The following is a 26,095-nucleotide window of genomic DNA, read 5'->3' as shown; positions in this document are numbered from 1 at the left end:
TCATCACGCTGCCGCGCAGGTCAGGCGGCCAACTGCGAAGCCAGCAAGGTACGGACTTCGGCCAGCTCCGCGGAACCAAGTTGCGCGAACACGCTCTCCGCGTCCCGCCAGCACACCCGCGCCCGGTCCCGCTGCCCCAGCCGCACCAGGGCCTTCCCCAGCACCGTCAGCACCGTCGCCCGCCGCCACTCGCCGCCGATCCCGCGCAGCGCGATGGCCTGCTCGGCGTGCGAGGCGGCCAGCGTCGGGCGCCCGGCCGCCAGATGGGCCTCCGCGAGCCGGAAGTGCGTCACGCCCTCCCACAGCGGCTGCCGGTTCTCGTGGAACAGCGACAGCGCCTCGCCCAGCTGCTCCAGCGCCTCCCCGAGCCGGCCCGCCTGGGTCAGCGCGATGCCCAGCGCGTAGCGGCCGTTGGCCAGGCGCAGCGTCAGGCCCATCCGGTCGTAGATCGCGATGCCCTGCTGCGCGAGGTCTATGGCGCTGGAGAGGCGGCCGAGTTCGACGTGGATCCGGGAGAGGTTGCACAGGGCGCTGGCCTCGCCGACGAAGTTGGCGTCGGCCCGGAAGTTCGCGATCGCCTCCAGCAGGAACCGCTCGCCGTCGGCGTGCCGGCCCTGGTAGAGGGCGATGATCCCGCGGTCGTTGGGCGCCCAGCAGCTGGGCAGCGGGTCGTCGGCCTCCCGCGCCAGGGCCATCGCCCGGCGGGCCTCGTCGTCGGCCTCCGCGAAGCGGCCCGCCACCAGGTGGACCATCGTCAGCGTGGTGCGGGCCCGGCCCTCGGCGTAGGGGTCCTTCACGGCGCGCGCCGTCTCGCACACGGCGCGGGCGGCGGACTCGTACTGCTTGGAGTTGGCCCCGGACTCGGTGAGGTCCTTCGCCGCCCACAGCAGGTCCACCGCCCGGCGCAGCACGTCGGGCCGCTCGGCGCCGCGTACGGAGGACTGCCGCACGCACGCCAGCAGCGGGTCCGCCTCGGCGAACAGCCAGTCCAGCGCGGGGCGGGCCTCGGTGAAGGCGAGGCCCGGGTGGCGGGTCGCGGACATGTGCGCGGGCAGCCGGTCGCCGGGGCGCTCCAGCGCGTACACCCCGGCGGCGGTCGCCAGGTAGAAGTCGAGGAGCCGGTCGAGGGCGGCCGTGCGCTCGTCCGGCGGCTGCTCGTCGCGTTCGGCGCAGGCGCGCGCGTAGAGGCGTACGAGGTCGTGGAAGCGGTAGCGGCCGGGCGCGGCGGATTCGAGCAGGGAGCAGTCGACCAGGGCTTCGAGGAGGTCCTCGGTGTCGTGCTCGGGCAGGTCCAGTACGGCCGCGGCCGCGGGCAGGGAGACGTCGGGGCCGTCGGCGAGCCCGAGGAGGCGGAACGCGCGCTGCTGGGCGGGCTCCAGCTGCCCGTAGCCCAGCTCGAAGGTGGCTTTGACGGCCAGGTCGCCCGCCTGGAGCTCGTCCAGGCGGCGGCGTTCGTCGGCGAGCTTCGCGGCGAGGACGGACACGGTCCAGGTGCGGCGGGCGGCGAGCCGGGAGGCGGCGATGCGGATGGCGAGCGGCAGGAACCCGCAGGCGCCGACGACGTCGAGGGCGGCCTGGCGCTCGGCTCCGACGCGCTCGGCCCCCACGATGCGGGTGAACAGCTGCAGGGCCTCGTCGGGGCTCATCACGTCCAGGTCGACGAGGTGGGCTCCGGCGAGGCCCGACATGCGGACCCGGCTGGTGACGAGGGCGGCGCAGCCCGCGGTGCCCGGCAGCAGCGGGCGCACCTGGGCCGCGTCGCGGGCGTTGTCGAGCAGGACCAGGACGCGCCGGCCGTCGAGCGTGGAGCGGTACAGCGCGGCCCGTTCGGCGGCGGTGTCGGGGATGGCGGTGTCCGGGGTGCCGAGCGCCCGCAGGAAGGAGCCGAGGACGGCGACGGGCTCGGCCGGGCGGGTTTCGGTGCCCTGGAGGTCCACGTAGAGCTGGCCGTCGGGGAAGTGGGGCCGGGCGGCGTGCGCGACGTGCACGGCGAGGGTGGTCTTGCCGACCCCGCCGATCCCGGCGAGCGCGGAGACGGCCATGACCTGGCCCTCCGCACCCGAGAGGATCTCGCCGAGCTCGCTGACGAAGGGCGCCCGCCCGGTGAAGTCGGGCACGGTCGCGGGCAGTTGGGCGGGGCGGACCACCACGGGGGCGGCCGTCTGGGCCGGGTCCTCGGCGCGGGCGAGTTCGGCGTCGGCGCGCAGGATGCGCTGCTGGAGCGCGGAGAGCTCGGGGCGCGGGTCGACACCGAGTTCGTCCGCGAGGAGGCGGCGGGTGTCGGCGTAGACGGCGAGGGCCTCGGCCTGGCGGCCGCTGCGGTACAGGGCGAGCATCAGCAGCTCGCGCAGCCGCTCGCGCAGGGGGTGCGCCGCGGTGAGGGCGGTGAGCTCGGAGACGGCCTCGGCGTGGTGGCCGACCTCCAGGTCCAGGTCGAGGCGGGTCTCCAGCAGCTGGAGGCGCCACTCGGCGAGGCGGGTGCGCTCGGTGTCGGCGTGCGGTCCGGGGACTCCGGCGAGGGGTTCGCCGTCCCACAGGTCCAGGGCGCGTGCCAGCAGCGCACGCGCGAGGGCGCGGTCCCCGGCGGCGCGGGCCTTGTCGGCGTCGGCCGCGAGGGCGCGGGCGACGCCGAGGTCCAGGGCGGCCGCGTGGTGCAGGCGGATGGCGTAGCCGCCCGCGTCGGACACCAGCAGCCCCGGGTCGAGGACCTTGCGCAGCCGGGAGGCGTACGTACGGATGGTGGCGAGGGCCTGCTGCGGCGGCTCCTCGCCCCAGATGGCGTCGATGAGCTCGGGCGCGGTGGCGGTGCGGCCGTCGCGCAGGAGCAGCACGGCGAGCAGGGCGCGCTGCTGGGGGCTGCCGGAGGGCAGCGACTCGGCGCCGCGCCAGGCGCGGACGGTGCCGAGGACGGCGAAGCGGGTGGTGGGGCCGGCGGGCGCCGTGTCGGTGGGCGCGGTGTCGGTGGACGCCGTGTCGGTGGGTGCGGTGTCGGTGCGCGCGGTGTCGGTGGGCGCCGTGTCGCAGGTCGTCGTGTCGGAGGGGTAGCGGCCGGCGTGGCAGGGGCCGGCGGGGCCGACGGCGGACGGGACGGGGGCTTGGGCCGCGGCGGGGTTTCTCCGGGCTGCCTCGGGGTGGTTCCGCTGGTGCGGGATGGCCGGTATGCCGTCCATCTGTCGTCCCCCCTGCCTTCCGTCGGTGTAAGGGCCAGTCTGCCCTGTCTCGCACGTACCCGTCAGCCCGCGGCGGAGGGATCCCCTCCTGATCGACGTACAACTGGCTGACTACCGGCGTACTGCCGGCGCACTACCGGACCACTGCGGGCGCCCCGGTGCTGCACTACTAGCTGACGATCCGTCAGATCAGCGCTACCGTAATACGCATGGAGACCTTCCCGAAGATCATCTCGGTGGACGACCACACGGTGGAGCCCCCGCACGTCTGGCGGGACCGGCTCCCGTCCAAGTACCGCGACATCGGGCCGCGTGTCGTCCGCGCCCCGTTGAAGGAAATGACCTTCCTCGGCGGAAAGTTCGCCCCCGTCATGGGAGCCCGGGGCGACGACGGGCCCATCGGCGACTGGTGGGTGTACGAAGACCTGCACCGGCCCCTCACGCGCCTGGACACGTCCGTCGGATACGACCGCGACGAGATCAAACTGGAAGTCATCACCTACGAGCAGATGCGCCCGGGCTCCTTCTCGGTTCCCGACCGGCTCGCCGACATGGACGTCAACCACGTCCAGTCCGCACTCTGCTTCCCGACCTTCCCGCGCTTTTGCGGACAGACCTTCACCGAGGCCGCCGACCGCGAACTCGGGCTGCTGGGGGTCAGGGCCTACAACGACTGGATGGTCGAGGAATGGTGCGGCCCCGAGGCGCAGGGCCGCCTCATCCCGCTCACCCTCGTCCCCCTCTGGGACGCCCGCCTCGCCGCCGCCGAGGTCCGCCGCAACGCCGCCCGCGGGGTGCGGGCCGTCGCCTTCTCCGAGATACCCCCGCACCTCGGGCTCCCCTCCGTCCACACCGACGACTGGGACCCCTTCCTGCGGGCCTGCGACGAGACCGGCACGGTCATCGCCATGCACATCGGCTCGTCCTCCCGCATGCCGTCCACCTCGGCGGACGCCCCGCCGGCCGTCGGCTCCACCATCACCTTCGCCAACTGCTGCTTCTCGATGGTGGACTGGCTGATGAGCGGCAAGTTCGAGCGCTTCCCGAACCTGCGGATCATGTACGCGGAGGGCCAGATCGGGTGGATCCCGTACATCCTGGAACGCGCGGACGTGGTGTGGGAGGAGAACCGCGGCTGGGGCGGGGTCGCGGACAAGGTCCACCGGCCGCCGTCCGAACTGTTCGCGGACCACGTCTTCGGGTGCTTCTTCGACGACGCGTTCGGGCTGCGGAACCTCGACGCGATCGGCGTGGGCAACGTCCTCTACGAGACGGACTACCCGCACTCCGACTCCACCTGGCCGAAGTCGCGGGAGGTGGGGGAGGCCCAGATGGGGCACCTCGCTCCGGACGTCGTGGAGCGCATCGTCCGGGGCAACGCCATCGACCTGCTGGGGCTGACGGCGGAGGGGCTGTGGGCGGGGTGAGGGGGTAGGGGGCTCGGGGGCCGTCCCTCTGGCTCACCTCTGGTTCACCTCTGGGGCGCCTCCTGGACGCGTTCGGCCGTGACCGCCGGCCGGACGTGGGTCAGCAGGAGCTCCAGGAAGGCCTCGGGGCGCCGGAACGAGGCGAAGTGGCTCGCGCCCCCGATCAGGGCGAAGTGCTTGAGGGGTGCCTCGACCGCGTCGAAGAAGGCCTTGGCCCGCTCCGGCGGGGTGAGGACGTCGAGCTCGCCCTGGAAGACGAAGAACGGCACCTCGAAGCGCGTGCCGGTCTCGTCGGCGGTCTCGTCGGCGGGGTCGTCTGCCTGGTCGTCGGCCTGGTCGTCGGTGTGGTCGTCGGCGTGGTCGTCGGCCTGGTCGCCCCTGTGGTCGTCGGTGAGCCCTGTCGTGCCTTCGGCGACCCGCTCCGAGAAGTGCTGCCCCTTGAAGTAGTCCCGCAGGTCGCGCAGGGTGTGCAGCGGCGACAGCCACATCGAGCCGAGCACCACCTTCTTGAGGGTGTCCAGGGTCAGCGGGTCGCTCTGGGTGCGGAGTCGGTCGTACGTGGCGCGCTGCCCGGCGCTCCAGGCGCGCTGGTCGGCGCCGAGGGCCTCGGCCCGCGCCAGCTGCTTGGTCTTCCCGGCGGCGCGCAGCCGCTCCAGGAGGTCCCGGTACGCGCAGGCGTCGCGGTCGGCGTCGGGGACGTTCTGGTCGGTGCCGACGTACGCCGAGAACAGCTCCGGGTGGTTGCGCACCAGGCGCAGGCCGAAGACGCTGCCGAAGGAGTTGGCGACGAGTACGACCCGGCGTACGCCGAGCCTCCGGCGTGCGTGGCCGACCACCTCCAGGGCGTCCTCGTACAGCCGCGCGAAGGTGGCGTCCCCCTGGCCTTCCGGGCCGCCGCGGCCGAAGGTCTTGCCGGCGCCGCGCATGTCCCAGCGGACGATCGTGAAGTGCTGCTCCCAGGCGCGCGTGCGCACTGCGTAGATGGAGTTGGGGGCGCCCGGGCCGCCGTGGACCTCGACGATGACGGGGTTGGCGCGGTCCTCGCCGCGCACCGAGACCCACTGCTCGATGCCGCCGATGCGGACGAAGCCCTGCTCGTCGATCCCGCGGGGGGAGTCGATCCGCAGCGCCCGGGCGCCTTGGAGGCGGCGCACGGCGCGGTGGCCGAAGAGGGCGGCGGGAGGGGCGGCGAGGGCGGTGGCGGTGACGACTTCGGCAATCATTGTGTCCTCCGTAAACTGTTTCCGGCGTATGCAGAGGAGTGTGGGGTGTTCCCGAGGTCGTGTCAACACCCGTGGCCCGGAAGTGCGATGGTGGAGCCCGGGATCCTGGCGGGCTCCGGCCCTTGCGGCGGCAGGGGCGCCAAGGCATGCTCCGCCAGAGCTGAGTGGGGAGGGTGGCGGTGGTGGACAAGCGGACCGTGGTGACCGCGGTGCTGTGCGGGGTGGCGGCGCTGGGCGCGTCCGCGGCCATGACGACGGTGGTGCCGGAAACGGGCGGTACGGTGGCGGCGCACCCGAAGTCGGCCCCTCCGGCAGGCGCTTCCTCCAGCCCGCCGTCACGTTCGCAATCGTCGAAGCAGCCCCAGTTGTCCAAGACGCCGCGCCCGAGCTCGTCACCCGTGACCCCGCGCCCGGGCGGCCCGTCCGCCTTCACGGGGCCGCTGTTCGAGGGCGGTGTGGACGGCGACCACTTCTGCACCGCAACCGTCGTGCACAGCCCCGGCCGCAACCTGATCGTCACCGCCGGGCACTGTCTGGTGGCGGGCAAGGACGGCGCGGGCAGTGCGGTCTTCGCACCCGCGTACGCGAACGGATCCGCCCCGTACGGCGCGTGGAAGCTCGAAGAGGTCTACGAGGACGCACGCTGGACGGACGACGGGAACGACGACTACGACCTGGCCTTCGCCCGCCTCGCCCCCGACGCCTCGGGCCGCAACATCGAGGACCTCACCGGCGCCGCCGTCCTCGACACCTCGGGCCGCACCGGCGAGGAGGTCACGGTGACGGGCTACCCGGCCGACCGCAAGGTGCCGCGCACGTGCACGGCCGTGTCGATCCGCGAGAAGGCGACGGAGCAGCGCTTCGACTGCGCCGACTTCCCGGGCGGCACGAGCGGCAGCGCGTGGATCGCCCGGGACGGGAAGATCGTCGGCATTCTGACCGGCGGCGACACGGACGACGTCTCCACGAGCACGGTCCTGGGGGAGTACGCGGCGTCCCTGTACGCCCGCGCCACGGCGGCACGGTGATCAGGGGCCGGGGGGGGGGGGGGGGGGGCGGCGGCGTCGCTGAGGTGATCAGGGGCTGAGGCGGTCAGGCGGCTAGGCGCTGCGGCGCTGCGGCGTTGCGGCGCTGCGGCGGTCAGGCGATCAGGCCGAGGTGGACGGGGCCGGCGGAGACGCGGGCCAGCAACTCGTCCAGCCGCGGCGGCCACAGGGGCTCCCCGAGCGCGGCCAGCGCATCCTGCGAGAGCCAGCGCCAGTGCGCCTCGGGATACTCCGGGACGGGGTCGCGGCGGGGGCCGCTGGTGACGTAGATGTGCTCGTACTGGCGGACCGGTATGCCCATATGGGTGAAGTCGTGCTCCCAGGTGCAGAGCAGCCGCTGCGGCTCCAGGTCGGTCCACCCGGTCTCCTCCCGCAACTCGCGCCGCACACACTCCTCGGGACTCTCCCCGGGATCGATCCCCCCGCCGGGCGGGAGCCAGTGGATGCCGACTTCGACGTTGTTCTCCCGGAAGAGGAACACGGATCCAGTCGGGGAAAGTACGACAATTCGCGCTGCCTGACGTGGAGTTCTCTTCATCGACCCAGCGTACGGGGGAGGGGGCGGGGTGGTCTCGGGGTAGGAGGCGGCTTCTTGTGCGGGGTGTGGGTGGCGGGGTGCGGGGGCTGCGGTGGCGGAGTGTCCTCAGGCGGTGTCGGGGGGTGTTGGGGGCGTCCCGTCAGTCCACTGTCCTTTCGTGTCGGTCCGGTCCGTCAAGGGCGCTCGCTGCGCTCGCGTCGCTCCGCGATGGCCTGCGGCCACCCTTGACTGCCCGTCCCGCCCCAAAACGCCAAAGACTGCCGGGAAGCCCCCAAGGAAACGGCCGGGGGTCATGTTCCGATGACCCGGTCTCAGCGACGCGAAGCCCCTTCAAGCGCTCGACGCCGGTCGGCAAAATTCAGCCTCGCCGGCGTTTGAGGCGCGGGGCCTGGGGCGGAGCGCCAGGAAGCCCCGAGCGCAGCGAGGGGGCCCACCCACCGGCCGCGCGACAGATCGCTACGCGCTCCCCCCGGCACGGCGTCCGCAGCCCGGCATGGGCTGGGCACAGGCCGCCAACGATCGCTACACGGCTGACGTGCTCTGACGTCGTACCGGCCACCGTTTTCGGCCCGTGGGGCGCCTGCCGGGGTTCGGCGCCGATCCGCAGAATCCAGCCTCGTGAGGGCACCTCCCAGCATGTGGCGCCGGTCGGGAAATTCAGCCCCGGCGGCGATTGAGGCGCGGGGCCTGGGGCGGAGCCCCAAGAAGCCCCGAGCGCAGCGAGGGGGACCGCCCACCGGCGCGACAGATCGCTACGCGCTCCTCCCGCACGGCGTCTGCCGCCCGGCAGTGGGCTGGGCATGCCGACGCTCGATGCCCGGCTGACGCGCTCTGGCGTCGAACACGGCACCATCGGCGGGGTAGAAGCCGCCCGAACCGGCACCAACCACCGCCCCGAGGGCGTCCGTCGGCCGCGAGGGGGCGCCTCCCGGCAGGGGCTGCGCGCTGGCCGGAGGCCACCGGCTCGGCCCCCTGCCGGGAGGCAAGAGGCCTGGTCAGAGCCGCGAAAACGGAATTGGTCCGGTGATCCACATCGGTGACACTGGCGCCATGATACGGACGCAGACAGGCCGACTCATCGGTGGAATATTCGGGTTCCTCTTCATCATGGCGAACGCCGGCGCCCTGCCGGAGGCCGTCGCCATTGCCTTGCGCGTGCTGGCGGTCACCGCATTCCTCGCCCTGGTACTCACACTGCGTCGTGCGCGCGGGGAGCAGCCGGCCGCCGACGGTGCCAGGACGGACTTCGGCCGGAACTACCGGTACGTCGTCGCCGCCGAAGTCGTCGTCGGAGCGGCGGGCCTCGTCGTGATCAATCCCGTACTGCACGCCCCACAGGCGACGGTGGGTTGGATCGCGCTGGTGGTCGGTCTGCACTTCTTCGGTCTGGCGGCCGTCTGGCGGCTGACGTCCATGCGTTGGCTGGCGGCGGGGCTGTCGGTGTGTGGCGCGGTGGGTCTGGTGCTGGGTGCCTACGGCTTCTCCACCGCCGTCATCGCGTTGATCGCGGGAATCGCCCCCGGCGTCATGCTCCTCGGATCGGTCCTGGCGAAGCGCCGCGCCTGAGCAGGGGCTTCATACCCACCGTTTCGCCGCCTCCACGCTGTCCCCGCCACTGGTGTTGAACGCGATGGCCGCCTGAGGCGCATGGCGGCGAATCAGGTTTACGATCTGCTCGAAGAGCGGGAGCAACTGCTCGGTCTTGCGGATCCCGCCGCCGACGATCACGACATCCCACGGGCGCTCCGTCAGCGACGCGACGAGGGCGGACTCGCCCGCCTCGCCGAATACGACCAGCGTCATGGCCGCGTCGATACCGTGCGCGCCGAACCGGGCCAGCTCCCCATCGAGATCCGCGCGAAGAGCCTTCGCATCGACGCCGGGTATCGCCTGCGGGTCGTAACCAATAATGAGTGCAGAAGGCATACGGGCAATCTAGCCCTCGGGAGCGCGGACATGTGCGCTGCGCCCGGTCGGTTCCCAGTCGGGTCGGCCGGATCCGGCGGGCCGGTACGACGCCAGACGAGGTCAGCTGTGTAGCGGTCGTTGGCGGCCCAGCCCATGCCGGGCTGCGGACGCCATGCCGGGGGGAGCGCGTAGCGATCTGTCGCGCGGGTGGGTGGTCCCCCTCGCTGCGCTCGGGGCTTTCTGGGGCTCCGCCCCAGGCCCCGCGCCTCAAACGCCGGCGAGGCTGGATTTGCCGGGGTGCAAGAGACGGGCCTGGACCGGGGCTTCGGGCGGGCGTCGTTGAGACCGGGTCATCGGAACATGACCTCCCGGCCGTTTCCTTGGGGGCTTCCCGGCAGTCTTTGGCGTTTTGGGGCGGGACGGGCAGTCAAGGGTGGCCGCAGGCCATCGCGGAGCGACGCGAGCGCAGCGAGCGCCCTTGACGGACCGGACCGACGCGAAAGGACAGTGGACTGACGGGAAGCCCCCAGCACTCCCCTGATACCGCCCAAGGGGACCCTGCCAGCGGCAGTCGGCCCGCACTTCCCCGATACCGCCCAACGGCACCCGCCACCGGCAGCCGGCCCGCACTTCCCCGATACCGCCCAACGGGAAACGCCCCGCCGTCCGCGTCCGCTCCGACGGGGTGGCGCGGGGCGAGGTCAGTGCCCGGTAGCCGCAGCCGGGTCCCTGGCCAGCAGCGCGAGGTACGCCAGGTCGAACACGGAGCACATCACTCCCAGCCCGAGGATGAACGGGGCGTCCTCGATCACCCCGAACAGCACGGTCGGCGCCAAGTCCCCAGCCACTTCGCGACGGCGATGACCAGGGACTGGCCGCGCCCGCCCCGGCGGGCGGCGTACAGCGCGACGAACAGGACGGACATCAGCAGGTTCTGCAGGAACGCCGAGTAGCGCACCGCGTCGTGCATCCCGAAGTGGGCCAGGAACAGCCACTGCACGGCGAAGGCGGCGCCGAAGAGCAGGGCGCCCCACGCCGCGAACAGCGGCCGGGTCACGAACGGGGGCAGCTCGGCCCGCCCGAAGCGCAGGTAGGTGGCGATGATGGCGATGTCGGCCGCCGCCCACACCACGTTCACCACGCCCTGGGCCGAGAGGCCGGTGCGCAGTTCGGCGACCGCGTACGTGGCCTCCCACGCGAAGTTCAGCGCGAGCGCGGCCGCCGGCACCGCGTACGTGCGGTCCCGGAGCCCGACCCGGATCGCCTCCGCGTACACGCCGGTCCACGCGACCCCGCTGAGCAGGGTCAGAAACAGTTCCACGCCACGTCTCCCGTGCTCGCGCCATCCCGCGCGCCGCACCTTAGGCCCGGGCCGCGGGCCCGCGCCAGAGCGCACGGGAACGGGATCCCGTTCCGCCGCGCTATTGCCTGACGGAGCGTCAGCTACGACGATGCCCCCGAGCCGGTACGACGAACCGGCGGACGCACGGCCCACGAAGGCGAGGCGGTCACGGCATGGCGCGCGTGTTTACGGAAGGCCGGCTGGCATACGGGATGCAGCTCCCGGTCCAGTCGCAGAGCACCCTGTACGCCGAGCCCTGGGAGGCCGCGGCCGGCGCCGCCGACCTCGCCGAGGTCGCCCGGGCCGCCGACCGGGCCGGGTTCGGTTACCTCGCCACCTGCGACCACGTGGCCGTCCCGCGCCGCCTCGCCGGGCCCATGGGCACCGTCTGGTACGACCCGGTCGCCACCCTGGCCTACCTCGCCGGGATCACCGAGCACGTGCGGCTGCTGAGCCACGTCGCGATCGTCGGCCTGCGCCACCCCCTGGTCACCGCCAAGCAGTACGCCACCCTCGACCACCTCTCGGGCGGCCGCCTGATCCTCGGGGTCGGCGCCGGGCACGTGGCGGAGGAGTTCGAGGTGCTCGGCGTGGACTTCGGGCGCCGCGGGGCCGTGCTCGACGAGACCCTGGACGCCCTGCGCGCGGCCCTGGGGCCCGAGGAGTACCCGGAGTTCGAGGGCGGGCGGTTCTCCTTCAAGGACCTCGGCCAGCTGCCCCGGCCCACCCAGGCGCGGATCCCCGTGTGGGTCGGCGGTTCCTCGCCCGCCGCCGTGCGCCGGGCCGCCGTGCGCGGCGACGGCTGGCTCCCGCAGGGCGACCCCCGCCACGAGCTCCCCGCGCAGATCAACCGCATCAGGGAACTGCGCGAGGCGGCGGGGGTGGACGGCCCGCTGGAGATCGGCGCGATCACCGAGGCGCTCTACGTCGGCGAGCCGGCCTGGGACACCGGCCGCCGCACCCTCACGGGCAAGGCGGAGGCGCTCGCGGAGTCGCTGCGCGCGTACCGGGAGCTCGGCGTGGACCAGATCCAGGTGCGCTTCCGCAGCCGCGACCGCGCCGAACTGATCGACCAGATAGCCGTTTTCGGGGCCGAGGTGGCCCCCCTCCTCAACGACTAGGAGCATCGGCATGGGCAAGCTGGAGGGCCGCGTCGTCCTCATCACCGGCGCCGCACGCGGCCAGGGAGAGCAGGAGGCCCGCCTCTTCGCCGCCGAGGGGGCGAAGGTGCTGCTCGGGGACGTACTGGACGAGCAGGGCGCGGCGGTCGCCAAGGAGATCGGCGAGGACCGGGCCCGCTACGTACGGATGGACGTGACCCGGGAGGAGGACTGGGCGTCCGCCGTCACCGCCGCCAAGGAGGCCTTCGGCCGGATCGACGGCCTGGTCAACAACGCCGGCATCCTGCGCTTCAACGAGCTGACCGCGACCCCGCTGGAGGAGTTCGAGCAGGTGGTGCGGGTCAACCAGATCGGCGCCTTCCTCGGCATCAAGGCGCTGGCCCCGGAGATCGGGGCGGCGGGCGGCGGGACGATCGTCAACACCTCCTCCTACACCGGTTTGACGGGCATGGCGTACGTGGGCGCGTACGCCGCCACCAAGGCGGCCGTCCTGGGGCTGACGCGCGTCGCCGCGCTGGAGCTGGCGGCGAAGAACATCCGGGTCAACGCGATGTGCCCGGGCGCCGTGGACACCCCGATGGCCAACCCGGGGCTGCTGGACCCGGCGGGGATGACGGACGAGGCCCGGGACGCGATGGCAGACCTGTACAAGCGGGTGGTCCCGCTGGGCCGGGTCGGCCGGCCGGAGGAGGTCGCGAGGCTCGCGCTCTTCCTGACCAGCGAGGACTCCTCCTACATCACCGGTCAGCCGTTCGTCATCGACGGCGGCTGGATGGCCGGGGTGAGCATCCTCTAGCGCGGGCGGCGGCACGCTCCCACGAGGTCTTTCTGATGGTGCGTCAGGTATTGACGCTCCCGCCGCACGGTGGAACAGTCGGCCTCATCGAATCTGACGCAACGTCAGAAAACTAAGGACGGTGAACCCCTTGGAATTCGGGCTCTTCGTGCAGGGATACGTGCCTGAGGCGCGGTCCAAGGTCGACCCCGAGGCGGAGCACAAGTCTCTGATCGAGGAGACCGAGTACGTCATCCAGGCCGACAAGTCCGGCTTCAAGTACGCCTGGGCCTCCGAGCACCACTTCCTGGAGGAGTACTCGCACCTCTCCGCCAACGAGGTGTTCCTCGCCTACCTCGCCCACGCCACGGAACGCATCCACCTCGGCTCCGGCATCTTCAACCCCCTCGCCCCGGTGAACCACCCCGTCAAGGTGGCCGAGAAGGTCGCCATGCTCGACCACCTCTCCAAGGGCCGCTTCGAGTTCGGCACCGGCCGCGGCGCGGGCAGCCACGAGATCCTCGGGTTCCTGCCGGGCATCACCGACATGAACCACACCAAGGAGATCTGGGAGGAGACCATCGCGGAGTTCCCCAAGATGTTCCTCCAGGAGGAATACGAGGGGTTCCAGGGCAAGCACTGGTCGCTGCCCCCGCGCAAGATCTTCCCCAAGCCGTACGGCAAGGCGCACCCCGCCATGTGGTACGCCGCCGGGTCCCCTTCGTCGTACGCGATGGCCGCCAAGAAGGGCCTGGGCGTCCTCGGGTTCAGCGTGCAGAAGGTCTCCGACATGGAGTGGGTGCTGGAGCAGTACAAGACGGCCATCCAGGAGGCGAAGGCCATCGGCGCGTTCGTCAACGACAACGTGATGGTCACCTCCACCGCGATCTGCGCCGAGACCCACGACAAGGCCGTCGAGATCGCCGTCAACGCGAACATGAACCGCTTCCAGTCGCTGGTCTTCCGCTACCACGACACCTTCCCGCGCCCCGAGGCCATCCCGCAGTGGCCCGAGACGCTGCCCGAGTACAACGCGGAGATCATCGAGCTGCTGATCGCCGAGGAACTGCTGATCTGCGGCGACCCGTCCGAGGTCCGCGCCCAGTGCAAGCGGTGGGAGCAGGCCGGCGCCGACCAGCTGTCCTTCGGCCTGCCGACCGGGGTGTCCTACGAGGACACGATGACGACCATCAAGCTCATCGGCGAACACGTGATCCCGCACATCGACACCGACCCGGTCCACCGCACGACCCGCTTCCGCCAAGCCGTCTGAACGGCCCGCCCGCCGGCCGCCCCCGGCCCCGCCCCGGCGGGGCCGGAACGCCACGTCAGGGAAGAAGGAGCCTCAGCGTCATGCTCGACCACCTGATCAAGGGAGCCACCGTCGTCGACGGCACGGGCGCGCCCGCGTACGTCGCCGACGTCGGCCTCCGGGACGGGCGGATCGTCGTCATCGGCGAACCCGGCACCGTCACCGGGACGGCCCGCACCGACGAGGACGCCACCGGGCTGGTCCTCACCCCCGGGTTCATCGACCCGCACACCCACTACGACGCCCAGCTGTTCTGGGACCCGTACGCCACCCCCTCCATGAACCACGGCGTCACCACCGTCGCCGGCGGCAACTGCGGCTTCACCCTCGCCCCCCTCAACCCGGACCGTCCCGACGACGCCGACTACACGCGCCGCATGATGAGCAAGGTCGAGGGGATGGCCCTGGCCGCCCTGGAGGAAGGCGTCGACTGGACCTGGTCCACCTTCGGCGAGTACCTCGACGCCCTGGAGGGGCGGATCGCCGTCAACGCCGGCTTCATGGTCGGCCACTGCGCGCTGCGCCAGCACGTCATGGGCGAGGACGCCATCGGGGGGCAGCCCACCGACCGGCAGATGCGGCAGATGCTCGACCTCTTCCACGAAGCCATGGACGCCGGCGCCTGGGGCCTGTCCACCACCCAGTCCTCCACCCACTCCGACGGCGACGGCGCCCCCGTCGCCTCCCGGCACGCCGGTCCCGCCGAGCTCCTCGCCCTGTCCCGGGCGGTCGGCGAGCACGAGGGCACCCAGCTGGAGGCGATCGTCGCGGGCTGCCTGGACCAGTTCTCCGACGAGGAGATCGACCTCTTCGTGGAGATGAGCGCCGCCGCCGGACGCCCCCTGAACTGGAACGTCCTCACCATCGACGCCTCCGTCCCGGAACGGGTGCCGCGCCAGCTGGTACCGAGCGAGCGGGCCCGCAAGGCCGGCGGCCGGATCGTCGCACTGACCATGCCGATCCTCACCCCCATGAACATGTCGCTCCGTACCTTCTGCGCGCTCAACCTCATCCCCGGCTGGGGCGAGGTCCTCGCACTGCCCGTCCCCGAGCGGATAGCCGCACTCCGCGACCCGGACGTGCGCGCCGAGATGCTGCGCCGCGCCGACAGCAAGGAGGCCGGGGTGTTCCGCCGCCTCGCCGACTTCGGCCGCTACGTCATAGGGGACACGTACAGCAAGGAGAACGAGGGCCTCTCCGGCCGGGTCGTGAACGACATCGCGGCCGAGCGCGGCCAGGACGCCTTCCACTGCCTGGTGGAGATCTGCGCCAACGACGACCTGCGCACGATCCTGTGGCCCATGCCCACCGACAACGACCCGGCGAGCTGGGCGCTGCGCGCCGAGACCTGGCAGCACGAGGACGTGATGCTCGGCGGCTCCGACGCGGGCGCCCACCTGGACCGGATGTGCGGAGCCCCGTACACGACCCGGTTCCTCGGCGACTGCCTGCGCGGCCGCAAGCTGGTGCCGCTGGAGCAGGCGGTGCGGATGCTCACGGACGACCCCGCCCGGCTGTTCGGGCTGCGCGAGCGCGGGCGGATCGCCGAGGGGTTCCACGCGGACCTGGTGCTCTTCGATCCGGAGCGCATCGAAGCGGGCCCCGCGACGCTCGTCCACGACCTGCCGGGCAACAGCCCGCGGCTGGACGCGCGGGCCGTCGGGATCGTGTCGGTACGCGTCAACGGCGTGGAGACCGTCCGCGACGACCGGGTGACGGGCGCGGTCCCCGGCACCGTGTTGCGCTCGGGCCGCGACACGAGGACGGTGAGCACCCGATGACGGACGCGCCCCAGAGGCTCTTCATCGCAGGGGAGTGGGTGGATCCCGACGGCGGGCACTACGAGGTGGTGAACCCGGCCGACGAGTCGGTGGTCGGCCTCGCCCCGGAGGCCTCGCGCGCCCAGGTGGAGGAGGCGGCCCGCGCCGCGGCCGGGGCCTTCGAGGGCTGGTCCCGTACCCGGCCGCAGGAGCGGGCGGCGATCCTGGACCGGGCCGCGGACATCATCCAGCGGGAGTACGAGCCGTGGGCGGCGCTCGCGCAGGCCGAGACGGGCGCCCCCACGGGCATCGCGCGGGGCATGCAGGTGGGCGTCGGGGTGTCCCGCTTCCGGCGGTACGCGAAGGGCGCCCTGGAGCCGGTGGAGCGGGGGCTTCCGCCGCAGGTCACCGAGGCCGGCCCGATGGGGAAGGCGACCGTGCTCGGCGCGCTGGAGGTGCGCCAGCCGGTCGGCGTGGTCACCTGCATCACCTCGTACAACAACCCGTGGGCCAATCCGGCGGGCAAGGTGGCCCCGGCGCTGGCCATGGGGAACACGGTGGTGGTGAAGCCGGCCCCGCAGGACCCGCTGTCGGTGTTCAAGATGGCGCAGGCGCTCCAGGAGGCGGGGGTCCCGGCGGGCGTCGTCAACGTCGTCTCGGGTGCCTCGGTGGAGGTGGGCGAGGCGGCGGTGGACTCCCCGTACGTGGACATGGTGTCGTTCACCGGCTCCACGGCGGTCGGGCAGCGCATCGCCGAGGCGTGCGGCCGTTCCATGAAGCGGCAGCTGATGGAGCTGGGCGGCAAGGGCGCGGCGGTGGTGCTGGAGGACGCGGACCTCGACGCGGCGGTGGCGGGGATCGGCACCACCTTCTCCTTCTACAGCGGCCAGATCTGCACCGCCCCGACCCGGGTGATCGTGCACCGGTCGGTGTACGGGGCGCTCGTGGAGAAGCTCACCGGCTACCTGGCCTTCATGAAGGTGGGCGATCCGGGGGAGCGGGGCACGGTCGTCGGCCCGGTGATCTCGGCGGCCCACCGGGACCGGGTGGAGTCGTACGTCGAGCTCGGCCGCAAGGAGGGCGCGCGGATCGCGTACGGCGGCGAGCGCCCGGTGGTCGGGGACGGCAGCGGCTTCTACGTGGCCCCGACGCTGCTCGTGGACTGCACGAACGACATGCGGGTGGTGCGGGAGGAGATCTTCGGCCCGGTGGTGGTGGTCGTACCGTTCGACGGCGCCGGGGAGGCGGGTGAGGACGCGGCGGTGGCGCTGGCCAACGACAGCGACTTCGGCCTGCTGAGCTACGTGTGGTCCGGGGACCCGGCGCGCGCGTTCCGGGTCGCGCGGCGGCTGCGGGCGGGCGGGGTGGGCGTGAACACGATCGGGCGGAACATGGAGGCGCCGTTCGGGGGCTTCAAGCGGTCGGGGGTGGGCCGGGACGTCGGCTCGTACGCGCTGCACGCCTACAGCGAGATGCAGTCGATCGTGTGGGCGGGGTGAGGGCGTGAGGGGCGTATGAGGCGGGGGTCACACCGGAAACTTTGCAGCCGGGCAAAACGGACACATCTGCGGTTTCCGTATAACGGAAGTGGTTGTTCGGGTCCTCGCGAAGTGGGGATGGATGTCTGAGCGAACCTTGTGTTTCGTTGGGGTGGGAGCTGTTTTCTGATCGAATCAAAGGTCATTTGGCTGTCAGTCATCCGGACTTAAACCTTCCAGATGTGGAAACCGCACCCTCTAACGTCCTGACCCATGACACAGCTGGACGTTCGGCGGCCCCAGGCGGCCGCAGGGGCAGGGACGGCGGAGAGCGACGGCGACGTCCGCGGCAAAGGGCTCGGCAAGGGCTCCGTCGGCCTCGTCGGGAGCGCCGTCATCGGCATCTCCACCGTCGCTCCCGTCTACTGCCTGACCTCCACCCTCGGCTCCACGGCCGGCGAGGTCGGCGTCCAGATGCCCGCGGTGTTCCTCGCCGGCTTCCTCCCGATGCTGCTGGTCGCCTTCGCGTACCGCGAGCTGAACAAGGCCGTCCCCGACTGCGGCACCTCCTTCACCTGGACCGTGAAGGCCTTCGGCCCGCGCGTCGGCTGGATGTGCGGCTGGGGCCTGGTGATCGCCACGATCATCGTGCTGTCCAACCTGGCCGGCGTCGCCACCTCCTACTTCTGGCTCCTGGCCGGGCAGATCACGGGCAACGACGCGATCGCCGCCCTGGACGACGACAAGCTCGTCCACATCACCACCTGCCTCACCCTGATCGCCGCCGCGACCGCCGTCAGCTACCGCGGCATGACCGCCACCAAGGGCGTCCAGTACACGCTGGTCGGCCTGCAACTGGCCGTCCTCGCGATCTTCGTCGCGATGGCCTTCCAGAAGGCCTCCGCCGGCGCCTTCGACACCGGCGCCTTCGACACCGGCGTGCACTTCTCGTGGGAGTGGATGAACCCCTTCGCGGTGGAGTCCATGGGCGCCTTCACCGCCGGGCTCTCCCTCTCGATCTTCATGTACTGGGGCTGGGACACCTGCCTCACCGCCAACGAGGAGACCATCGGCTCGGCCAAGACACCCGGCCGCGCCTCGCTGATCGCCATGATCGTCCTGGTCGGCTCCTACCTGGCCACCGGCATCGCCGCCCAGATGGCCGTCGGCTCCGGCACCTCCGGCCTCGGCCTCGGCAACCCGCAGACCTCCGGCAACGTCTTCGCCGCCCTCGCCGGGCCCGTGATGGGGCCGCTGCTGGGCATCCTGCTCTTCGTCGCCGTCCTCGCCTCCGCCGCCGCCTCCCTCCAGACCACCTTCATCCCGGTGGCCCGCACGGTCCTGGCCATGGCGGCGTACGAGGCGCTGCCCGCCTCCTACGCCAAGGTCCACCCGCGCTTCAAGACCCCGGGCCGCGCCACCGTCACGGCGGGCGTCGCGACCGGCGTCTTCTACACCGTGATGTCGCTGGTCAGCGAGAACGTCCTGACCGACACGATCTTCGCCCTCGGCCTGATGATCTGCTTCTACTACTCGCTGACCGCCTTCGCCTGCGCCTGGTACTTCCGGCGCGAGCTGCGCGACTCCGTCCGCGACCTGTTCTTCAAGGGCGTCTTCCCGGTCCTGGGCGGACTGCTGCTGGCCTCCGTCTTCTGCAAGACCCTGGCCGACATGTGGGACCCGTCCTACGGATCCGGTTCCACCGTCTTCGGCGTCGGCAGCGTCTTCGTCATCGGCGTCGGCCTGCTCGCCCTCGGCCTGGTCATCATGCTGGTCACCGAACGCCGCAGCCCCGCCTTCTTCCGGGGCGAGGTCCTGACGAAGTCCACGCCGGCGCTGGTGGTCGAGGACTGAGGGGAGCGTGGTGGGGTCCGTCCGGGGGTGACCCCGGGCGCGGTGGGGTCGTTGGGCCGGGCATGAATCCCATCAAGCGCAGCCTCGCCACCCTGATCCTGACCGGCGGTGCGGCCCTCGCCCTCACCCCCGCCCTCGCCCACGCCGACGAACCCGCCGTCCAGGGGCCCCCGATCACCGAGCGCGTCGGCGACATCGTGGACCACCCCGGGCACGCCGTGCAGGACACGAAGACGGCGGTGGGCATCACCGCCTCGGCGGCCGGCAGCGCGGCCAAGGCGGCCGACGGATCCGTCAAGAGCACCGGCACGGCCCTGACGTCCGGCCTGCCGAAGCCGCCCAAGGTCGGCTGACGCCAGGTGGGCCCGGGCGGTGGGAGCGGGGCTCCCGGCGTTCGGCGCCGATCCGCCGAAGGGGAGGGAAAAGCAGGTGCGGGCCGTATGGAGGACGCCTAGCTTGAGGCGGTGAGCAGCGACTATCCATTCGCCGATGGGCACAACCTCGTCTGGGACCTGACCGGTTTCGGCGCCGACGAGGAGATGGTCGAGTCCGTCACCCTCACCCGGGACCAGTTCCTGGCGATACGGCACCTGTTCGTGCTGGGGGACGATCCTTGGATGGTGGCCGGTGAGTACCGTGTCGTGCCGGGCATCTGGGGGCACCTGCGTCAGGCCGTCCCGGGGCTCGGCTTCCAGCGTGATGCGGACTACTACCTCGGCGCCCGTCAGGCCCTGCCTGACGGGCGTTTTTGGCGTCCGGCGGTGGGTGTGACCGCCCCGGGACCGATCCCGCCGCCCTAGCGAGCGGTGGCCGGATGCGACAGAACCGCGTCATTGCGGCCGTCCGGCAGCGGGCACCACGATGGAGGGCATGTCCACGACCCGCCGCGTCGTCATCGCGGTCTTCCCCGACGTCGACCTCCTCGACGTCACCGGCCCGGCCGAGGTGTTCGCGCTCGCCAACCGGGAGACCGGGGGCCGGGCCGGGTACCGGGTGGAGCTCGCCGGGCCGTCGGCGGGTGTGGTGACCACGTCGGCGGGGGTGCGCCTGGTGGCGGACCTCGCGTTCGGCGACGTGGACGGGGTGCTGGACATGCTGCTGGTGCCCGGCGCCGTGGATCCGCACCCGGACGGGCCGGTCGCCCGGATCGACCGGGACGTGGTGGCGTGGCTGGAGAGGGTCGCGCCACTGGCCCGGCGGGTGGCTTCGGTGTGCGTGGGCGCGCACCTCCTGGCCGCGGCCGGGCTGCTGGACGGCAGGACGGCCACCACCCACTGGTCGACCGCGGCCCGGCTCGCCGCCGACCACCCGGCGGTGACGGTCGACCCGGACCCCATCTTCGTGCGGTCCGGGAACGTGTGGACCGGCGCCGGGATCAGTGCCTGCATGGATCTCGCGCTGGCCCTGGTGACCGACGACCTGGGGGAGGAGGTGGCGCTGGCGGTGGCGCGGCAGCTGGTCATGTACCTCAAGCGGCAGAGCGGCCAGAGCCAGTTCTCCGTCCCGTTGTCCCGGCCGCCCGCGTCCCGCCGGGACATCGACGAGCTGCGGATGTACATCGCCGACCACGTGGACGGTGATCTGTCCGCCGCAGCGCTCGCGGCGCGGATGTGCCTGAGCGAGCGCCACTTCGCGCGGGTGTTCCGCCAGGAGACCGGTATGACCGCCGCCGCGTACGTCGAGGCCTCCCGGGTGGAGGCGGCGCGGCGTCTGCTGGAGGGCACCGACCGGCCGCTGGAGCAGATCGCCGCTGCCTGCGGGCTGGGTTCGGTGGAGACGCTCCACCGGGCGCTGCGCAAGCAGACCGGCACCACCCCGGCGGCCTACCGCCGTCGTTTCCGTACGACTTCCTGATCCTTCCCCTTGACCGTTCGAGGAGCTTTGCCATGCCTTCTTCCACGCGCCTGCGCGACGTGATCGGCCTCGACGACGAGCTGCCGCGCCTCGCCGACACCACCCTGGTGATGATCGACTACCAGAACACCTACCGCACCGGCGTCATGGCCCTCGAAGGCGCCGAGGAGGCGCTGGCGGCCGGGGCCCGGCTGCTGTCGGCGGCGCGCGGGGCGGGGATCCCCGTCGTGCACGTCGTCAACGACGGCGGCGAGGGCACCCCGTACGACATCCGTGCCGAGATCGGTGCGATCAGTGAGGAAGTCGCCCCGGTCGCCGGTGAGCCGGTGGTGGTCAAGCAGTTCCCCAACGCCTTCCACGGGACCGAGCTGGAGAAGGTCCTGCACGAGGTCGGCGCGGGCAAGGAGCTGGTGCTGGCCGGGTTCATGACCCACATGTGCGTCACCTTCACCGCCGAGGGCGCCTTCTACCGCGGCTTCCGTCCCTCGGTCGTCGCCGAGGCCACCGCCGCGCGCCCGCTGACCGCCCCCGACGGCACCGTCGTGCCGGCCGCCGCGCTGCACAAGGCCGCGCTGACCACGATCACGGACCTGTTCGGCCTCGTCGCCCCCACGGTCGGGGACCTCACGGAGTAGCGGTGCCGTTCCGCTGCTTGCGGGCCCGCCGGGAGCGGAGCACTTCGACGGCGAGGGGCAGCAGGGACACCGCGACGACCAGGGCGACGATCGGCAGCAGGTACCGGTCGACGTTCGGGATGGAGGAGCCGAGCGCGTACCCCGCGAGGACCAGACCGACCGTCCAGACGAGGCCGCCGACGACCTGCCACACCGTGAAGACGCGGGCCGGGACGTTCAGGGCCCCGGCCAGCGGGTTGAGGACCGTACGGACGATGGGGACGAAGCGGGCCAGCACGATCGCCTTGGCGTGCCCGTACTTCGCGAGGAACTCCCCGGCGCGCTCGGCGCCTTCGTGCAGCTTCCTGGACCGGCTGCGCTCCAGGACGGCGCCGCCCGCGCGCCGCCCGATGAGGTAGCCGGTCTGGGCGCCGGCCAGCGCACCGGCCGCGGAGGCGGCCAGTACCAGCGGGAGCGAGAGTCTCGCGTCCCCGTCCGGGGTTCCGGCGACGCACAGCAGGCCGGCGGTGAACAGCAGGGAGTCGCCGGGCAGGAAGAACCCGACCAGCAGCCCGGTCTCCGCGAACATCACCACCGCGATGCCGACGACGCCGAAGGCGGCGAGGAGTGAATGCGCGTCGAGCAGGTTGACCGCGAGGTCGCTCGCGAGGGGGACGGTCATGGGGGGACCTCTCGGTGCGCGCAGCCGGCGGAGCCGGCCGTGGGGGGACATCCGGTCGACTGCCATCCCGTGGACGGTCTACCGCACTGTAGCGATCGCCCCGGACGGCCGCCCCGGTTCGGGCCCGGGTGTCGGTCAGAGGTAGCGGTCAGGGGTGTCGGTCAGAGGTACTGGGCGAAGTCGTCCAGTACGCGCAGCACGTCCGGCTCCGCCGCGGGCGGCAGTTGCAGGACGACCTCCTCGATGCCGAGATCCTCGTAGTGGGACAGCTTGCCCGGGGTGGGGCGGACGGCGTACGGGACCACCTGGAGGGCCTTCGGATCGCGGCCCGCGTCCTCCCAGGCGCGGCGCAGCACCGGCAGGGACTCGGTGAGACCGCCACCGCCGATGGGCAGCCAGCCGTCGGCGTGGTCGGCGACGGCCGCGAAGAGCTTCGGGCCGGCGGCGCCCCCGATGAGGGTGCGGGGGCCGTGCAGCGGGACGCCGGGGCGCAGTTCACGGGAGGGGCGGGCCGGTTTGGGGTGGGCCTGGCTGGCCCGGACGGAGCCGAAGGCGCCCTCGTAGGGGGTGGGTTCGGGGGCCCACAGGGCGCGCATCAGGGCCAGGCGGTCGCGGACCAGTTCGCGCCGGGTGCGCCACTCGACGCCGTGGTCGGCGGCCTCCTCCACGTTCCAGCCGTAGCCGACGCCGAGGGTGAAGCGGCCGCCGCAGAGGTGGTCCAGCGTGGCGGCCTGCTTCGCGAGGACGATCGGGTCGTGCTGGGCGACCAGGGTGATGCCGGTGCCGAGGGTGAGCCGCTCGGTGACGGCGGCGGCCTGGCCGAGCGCGACGAACGGGTCGAGGGTGCGGCCGTACTCCTCGGGGAGTTCGCCGCCCATGGGCGCGGCCGTGTCGCGGGTGACGGGGATGTGCGTGTGCTCGGGGAGGTAGAGACCGCAGAAGCCGCGCTCTTCCAGGGTGCGGGCGAGGCGGGTGGGGGTGATGGTGCGGTCGGTGAGGAAGATGGTCGTGGCGATCCGCATGGGTGAGGGCACCTCCGAGACGTCGAAGGTCCAACGTACGGCCCCCGCGCCCCCGCGCGACACCCCGGAGCACGAGCCGCACCGCCCGGCGCCGCACCGCCCCGGCGGGCAGGTCGCCGCCAGGGCGCGGCCTGCGGCCCGTCCGCGTCAGTGCAGCGGCTGACGCGATTCCGCGCGGACCTTGAGGGTGGTTTCGGCCATCCGGTCGAGGTCGATGGAGGCGGGGTCTTGAAGGGCGGTTGCGGCGGTGACCACGGCGACCGTGGCGGCCGTGTTGGCGTCCGCCCAGGCGCACATGGGGAAGGGGACCTTGGTGCCGTTCTGCAGGGAGGTCAGCACCTGGCAGGTCAGGGTGATGTCCGAGCCGGTCGGGGTGATGTCCCTCGGGGGGACCGCCTGACCGGCGCCATCGCCCTCCTGGGCGCCCGCGATCATCTTGCGCCGGGAGTCCGCATGGTCCTTGAACTGGCCGTACATGCCGGAGATGACGAGGACGCCGGGTTCGGTGGCGGAGTCGGCGGTGGCGTACTGGGCGACCACCGGCTTCGGGTCGCGGACCTTGGGGTCGTAGCCGCCGTCGATGATCTCCTTGCCCTTGGTCCCGGACGCGTCCTGCGACAGCCGGTACGTGCCGCTCAGCACCGTCTTCGGCACCGTCAGCCGGTACTCGGCGGCGGGGAACCCGGCCCCGCTCACGACGGCTCCGGCCCGGGCGATCCGGTTCACCACGAACCCCGCGACGAACAGCCCGCCCAGGGCGATCGCGACGACGGCGATCACGATCCCGGCCCGGCTCTTGCGCGGCGGCGGTCCCATCGGCGGCGCGCCCATCGGCGCCGGTCCCACCGGCAGCGGCCCCCAGGGCGCCTGGCCGGGGTACGGCTGCGGCGGGTGGGGCGGGCCCGGGTACCCCTGCTGTTGCGCGTAGGGCCGGCCGCCGGGCGGGTTCGGGTACTGCGGGGGTCCGTACGGACCCGGGGAGTGCGGGGGCGGAGGCGGCATGCTCATGATCGGAACGCTACTTCACCCCACGGACACCCCGTCAGCCGCGCGGATAGCGCGAGAGCCAGCCCGGCGCGGAGGCGGAGGGGCCGTGCAGGGCGGGACCCTGCGTCATCTCCAGCGCGAAGTCGTCGGCCAGCTCCAGGATCGTGGCGCGGCCCTCCACGTCGGCCAGCCAGGCGGCCGGCAGGGCCGTCTCCCCGTGCAGGGCCCCGAGCAGCGCCCCGCACATGGCGCCGGTGACGGTGGAGTCGCCGCCGTGGTTGACGGCGAGCCGCAGCCCGTGCGGAACGTCCTCGGCGACCAGGGCGCAGTACACGGCGATGGCCAGCGCGTCCTCGGCGTCGCGGCCGTCCCCCGGGGACAGCGATTCGACCATCTTCGGGCTCGGTTCCCCTTGCGTGGCGGCCGATACCGCGCGCTGGAGGGCGTCGGTGACCGGCTGGTGGGAGGCGCGCGCGCCGAGCAGGCCGAGGGCGCGCCGGACGGCGCCGTCCAGGGTGTCGCCCCGGATCAGGCCGTGGACGATGACGGCGAAGGCCCCGGCGGAAAGGAAGGCGGTGGGGTGTCCGTGGCTCTGCGTGGCGCACTCGACGGCGAGTTGCAGTACGAGGGTCGGTTCCCAGCCGACCAGCAGACCGAAGGGTGCCGAGCGGACGGTCGCGGCCGCGTCCCGGGCGGTGGGGTTCTTCGGCTTGTCCGGGGTGCCGAGCATGTCGTCGGCGAAGCCGGTCATGCAGGCGCGGTCGGGGCCGCGGCGGGCGTAGAGCCACTCCTGCTGCGCGAGCCAGCCGTTGTCCTTGCGGCGCTCGTCGGGGCCCCAGTCGTGCTGGGTCGCGGCCCAGCGCAGGTAGGCCCGGTGGACGTCGGTCGGCGGGTGCCAGCCGCCGGTGTCCCGGCGCACGTGGGCCCGGATCAGCCCGTCGACGGTGAAGAGGGCGAGCTGCGTGGAGGCGGTGACGCTGCCCCGGCGGCCGTAGGCGGGGGCCGGTTCGGTCAGGCCGGCCAGGCCGTGGGTCTCGCGGATGCCGTCGAGGGAGAGGCCGGCGACGGGTGCGCCGAGGGCGTCCCCGATCGCGGAGCCGAGCAGGGTGCCGCGGACCCGGCTGCGGAAGTCCTGCTGCTCGGCCCGGCCCCAGAGCGCGGTGGAGGTGGCGCTCGATGTGGCGGCGGGTGCGCCGGTGCCCGCAGGGGCCGCCGCCTCCGGAAGGGCCGTAGGCGTCGCCGTACTCGTGTCCATGCTGTTTCCCCCCAGGCTTTGGCGCGCACTGTAGTGGACAGGTTCGGTCGAACCCGGACGGTATGCGTCAGGTCGCGCAGAAGTGGTCGGAGAACGGCCGGAATCCGAACACATCAGGCTTCCCTCCTACCGGTCGGACTTTCGTGGCAGGTGTCGTCACCGGCACTCGTCGGCTGATGCGGACGTGACGACGCCCCCGACCGGTCGGCGACCGTCGGGGGCGTACGTGTGCCGCGCGACGGGCGGCGTGGGCGAGCGGTGTCAGCAGGCGGAGTCGACGCGGCGGAACGAGGCGTAGTGGTCCGACGTGTAGTAGTCCTCGTCGGTCTGCCGTCCCGTGATGATGCGTCGGGCGCCGCGGGTCGGGGAGCCCGGGGTGATGACCGTGTACTCGTGGTAGTACCCGCTGGTGTGGGCGGGCAGCAGGCCCTCGCGGTTCTGGAAGACGACGCCGTCCTGGGAGTACGGGAACGGGCCGCCCTGGTCGATGAGGTCGAGGGTGTCGTGCGCCTGGGAGGGGAGGGCGGAGTAGCAGATCCGGCCGACCGAGGCGACGGAGGCGGACACGGGGGCGACGGGCGCGGCGGAGGCGGCCGGGCCCGCGAGGAGGGCGGCGGCGAAGGCGGTCGCCGCGCCGAGGGCTGCGATGCGTGGGGAGATCCTCATGCCGGCCAGGATGACGCGCGTAGAGCGACCCCAGGAATATCAACTCCCTTGTGTTCCACAC

24 protein-coding genes are annotated in these 26,095 nt (G+C 72.5%); 13 read left to right on the top strand and 11 right to left on the bottom strand.

Going from position 1 to position 26,095, the window contains the following annotated elements; genetic code table 11:
* Positions 1-20 precede the first annotated feature (20 nt).
* Positions 21-3,170, bottom strand: coding sequence for a BTAD domain-containing putative transcriptional regulator (locus OG861_RS13700; RefSeq protein WP_329197301.1), 3,150 nt, complete (start codon positions 3,168-3,170; stop codon positions 21-23).
* A gap of 209 nt (positions 3,171-3,379) precedes the next feature.
* Here OG861_RS13700 and OG861_RS13695 point away from each other — a divergent pair, with 209 nt between their 5' ends.
* Positions 3,380-4,597, top strand: coding sequence for an amidohydrolase family protein (locus OG861_RS13695; protein WP_329197302.1), 1,218 nt, complete (start codon positions 3,380-3,382; stop codon positions 4,595-4,597).
* A gap of 44 nt (positions 4,598-4,641) precedes the next feature.
* On the opposite strand, the gene OG861_RS13690 is transcribed toward OG861_RS13695, so the two are convergent.
* The gene (locus OG861_RS13690; protein WP_330261715.1) at positions 4,642-5,820 is read right to left on the bottom strand and encodes an alpha/beta fold hydrolase; all 1,179 of its coding nucleotides are present in this window, start codon (positions 5,818-5,820) and stop codon (positions 4,642-4,644) included.
* Between the two features lie 182 nt (positions 5,821-6,002).
* On the opposite strand from OG861_RS13690, the gene OG861_RS13685 reads away from it, so the two are divergent.
* Positions 6,003-6,848 carry a trypsin-like serine peptidase gene (locus OG861_RS13685; RefSeq protein ID WP_329197307.1) on the top strand — a complete coding sequence of 282 codons (846 nt, stop codon included), beginning with the start codon at positions 6,003-6,005 and terminating at the stop codon, positions 6,846-6,848.
* Between the two features lie 112 nt (positions 6,849-6,960).
* Here the strand turns inward: OG861_RS13685 and OG861_RS13680 are convergent, their stop codons facing one another.
* A complete protein-coding gene (locus OG861_RS13680; RefSeq protein ID WP_329197309.1) occupies positions 6,961-7,404 on the bottom strand; it encodes an NUDIX hydrolase in 444 nt (147 codons plus the stop codon).
* Positions 7,405-8,454: 1,050 nt separating this feature from the next.
* Between OG861_RS13680 and OG861_RS13675 the strand changes: the two genes are divergently transcribed.
* A complete protein-coding gene (locus OG861_RS13675) occupies positions 8,455-8,970 on the top strand; it encodes a hypothetical protein (protein ID WP_329197311.1) in 516 nt (171 codons plus the stop codon).
* 9 nt (positions 8,971-8,979) lie between these two features.
* Here OG861_RS13675 and OG861_RS13670 read toward each other — a convergent pair whose 3' ends face one another.
* From OG861_RS13670 to OG861_RS13660, 3 genes are all read right to left on the bottom strand, one after another.
* Positions 8,980-9,330 (bottom strand): hypothetical protein, encoded by a 351-nt coding sequence (locus tag OG861_RS13670; RefSeq protein WP_329197313.1) that lies wholly within the window; start codon positions 9,328-9,330, stop codon positions 8,980-8,982.
* A gap of 683 nt (positions 9,331-10,013) precedes the next feature.
* On the bottom strand, positions 10,014-10,148 hold the full coding sequence (locus tag OG861_RS13665) for a hypothetical protein (protein ID WP_329197315.1): 135 nt from the start codon (positions 10,146-10,148) through the stop codon (positions 10,014-10,016).
* Positions 10,121-10,633, bottom strand: coding sequence for a transmembrane-type terpene cyclase (locus OG861_RS13660; protein ID WP_329197317.1), 513 nt, complete (start codon positions 10,631-10,633; stop codon positions 10,121-10,123). The genes OG861_RS13665 and OG861_RS13660 overlap by 28 nt, the downstream gene beginning before the upstream one ends.
* A 194-nt stretch (positions 10,634-10,827) precedes the next feature.
* Here OG861_RS13660 and OG861_RS13655 point away from each other — a divergent pair, with 194 nt between their 5' ends.
* The 10 genes from OG861_RS13655 (at position 10,828) to OG861_RS13610 (ending at position 21,443) form a co-directional block, all read left to right on the top strand.
* On the top strand, positions 10,828-11,775 hold the full coding sequence (locus tag OG861_RS13655) for an LLM class F420-dependent oxidoreductase (RefSeq protein WP_329197318.1): 948 nt from the start codon (positions 10,828-10,830) through the stop codon (positions 11,773-11,775).
* A gap of 10 nt (positions 11,776-11,785) precedes the next feature.
* Positions 11,786-12,571 carry an SDR family NAD(P)-dependent oxidoreductase gene (locus OG861_RS13650; protein WP_329197320.1) on the top strand — a complete coding sequence of 262 codons (786 nt, stop codon included), beginning with the start codon at positions 11,786-11,788 and terminating at the stop codon, positions 12,569-12,571.
* A 130-nt stretch (positions 12,572-12,701) separates the two neighbouring features.
* The gene (locus tag OG861_RS13645) at positions 12,702-13,823 is read left to right on the top strand and encodes an LLM class flavin-dependent oxidoreductase (RefSeq protein ID WP_329202366.1); all 1,122 of its coding nucleotides are present in this window, start codon (positions 12,702-12,704) and stop codon (positions 13,821-13,823) included.
* Positions 13,824-13,903: 80 nt separating this feature from the next.
* Positions 13,904-15,643: an N-acyl-D-amino-acid deacylase family protein gene (locus OG861_RS13640; RefSeq protein WP_329197321.1), complete on the top strand. Its 1,740-nt coding sequence runs from the start codon at positions 13,904-13,906 to the stop codon at positions 15,641-15,643.
* Entirely contained in the window at positions 15,640-17,121 is a 1,482-nt protein-coding gene (locus tag OG861_RS13635; RefSeq protein WP_329197323.1) for an aldehyde dehydrogenase family protein, read from the top strand. Before OG861_RS13640 ends, OG861_RS13635 begins: the two co-directional genes overlap by 4 nt.
* A gap of 252 nt (positions 17,122-17,373) precedes the next feature.
* Entirely contained in the window at positions 17,374-18,954 is a 1,581-nt protein-coding gene (locus OG861_RS13630) for an APC family permease (RefSeq protein WP_329197325.1), read from the top strand.
* 62 nt (positions 18,955-19,016) lie between these two features.
* Entirely contained in the window at positions 19,017-19,307 is a 291-nt protein-coding gene (locus OG861_RS13625) for a hypothetical protein (protein WP_329197326.1), read from the top strand.
* Positions 19,308-19,418: 111 nt separating this feature from the next.
* The gene (locus OG861_RS13620) at positions 19,419-19,754 is read left to right on the top strand and encodes a hypothetical protein (RefSeq protein ID WP_329197328.1); all 336 of its coding nucleotides are present in this window, start codon (positions 19,419-19,421) and stop codon (positions 19,752-19,754) included.
* 70 nt (positions 19,755-19,824) lie between these two features.
* Positions 19,825-20,808, top strand: coding sequence for a GlxA family transcriptional regulator (locus OG861_RS13615; RefSeq protein WP_330261714.1), 984 nt, complete (start codon positions 19,825-19,827; stop codon positions 20,806-20,808).
* A gap of 32 nt (positions 20,809-20,840) precedes the next feature.
* Positions 20,841-21,443, top strand: a complete 603-nt coding sequence (locus OG861_RS13610) for an isochorismatase family protein (protein WP_329197332.1) — start codon at positions 20,841-20,843, stop codon at positions 21,441-21,443.
* On the opposite strand, the gene OG861_RS13605 is transcribed toward OG861_RS13610, so the two are convergent.
* From OG861_RS13605 to OG861_RS13585, 5 genes are all read right to left on the bottom strand, one after another.
* Positions 21,433-22,104: a DedA family protein gene (locus tag OG861_RS13605; protein WP_329197333.1), complete on the bottom strand. Its 672-nt coding sequence runs from the start codon at positions 22,102-22,104 to the stop codon at positions 21,433-21,435. The two genes, OG861_RS13610 and OG861_RS13605, sit on opposite strands and share 11 nt — an antisense overlap.
* Before the next feature lie 161 nt (positions 22,105-22,265).
* On the bottom strand, positions 22,266-23,126 hold the full coding sequence (locus OG861_RS13600; protein WP_329197336.1) for a TIGR03619 family F420-dependent LLM class oxidoreductase: 861 nt from the start codon (positions 23,124-23,126) through the stop codon (positions 22,266-22,268).
* A gap of 147 nt (positions 23,127-23,273) precedes the next feature.
* Positions 23,274-24,134 (bottom strand): hypothetical protein, encoded by an 861-nt coding sequence (locus OG861_RS13595; RefSeq protein WP_329197337.1) that lies wholly within the window; start codon positions 24,132-24,134, stop codon positions 23,274-23,276.
* Between the two features lie 34 nt (positions 24,135-24,168).
* Positions 24,169-25,368 carry an ADP-ribosylglycohydrolase family protein gene (locus OG861_RS13590; RefSeq protein ID WP_329197339.1) on the bottom strand — a complete coding sequence of 400 codons (1,200 nt, stop codon included), beginning with the start codon at positions 25,366-25,368 and terminating at the stop codon, positions 24,169-24,171.
* 261 nt (positions 25,369-25,629) lie between these two features.
* Positions 25,630-26,034 carry a ribonuclease gene (locus tag OG861_RS13585; protein ID WP_329197341.1) on the bottom strand — a complete coding sequence of 135 codons (405 nt, stop codon included), beginning with the start codon at positions 26,032-26,034 and terminating at the stop codon, positions 25,630-25,632.
* Between the last annotated feature and the right edge of the window lie 61 nt (positions 26,035-26,095).

The organism is Streptomyces sp. NBC_00539, assembly GCF_036346105.1.
GTDB lineage: Bacteria > Actinomycetota > Actinomycetes > Streptomycetales > Streptomycetaceae > Streptomyces.
Note: the sequence above shows the minus strand (reverse complement) of the source record. Positions and strands in the feature narration are given on the sequence as shown.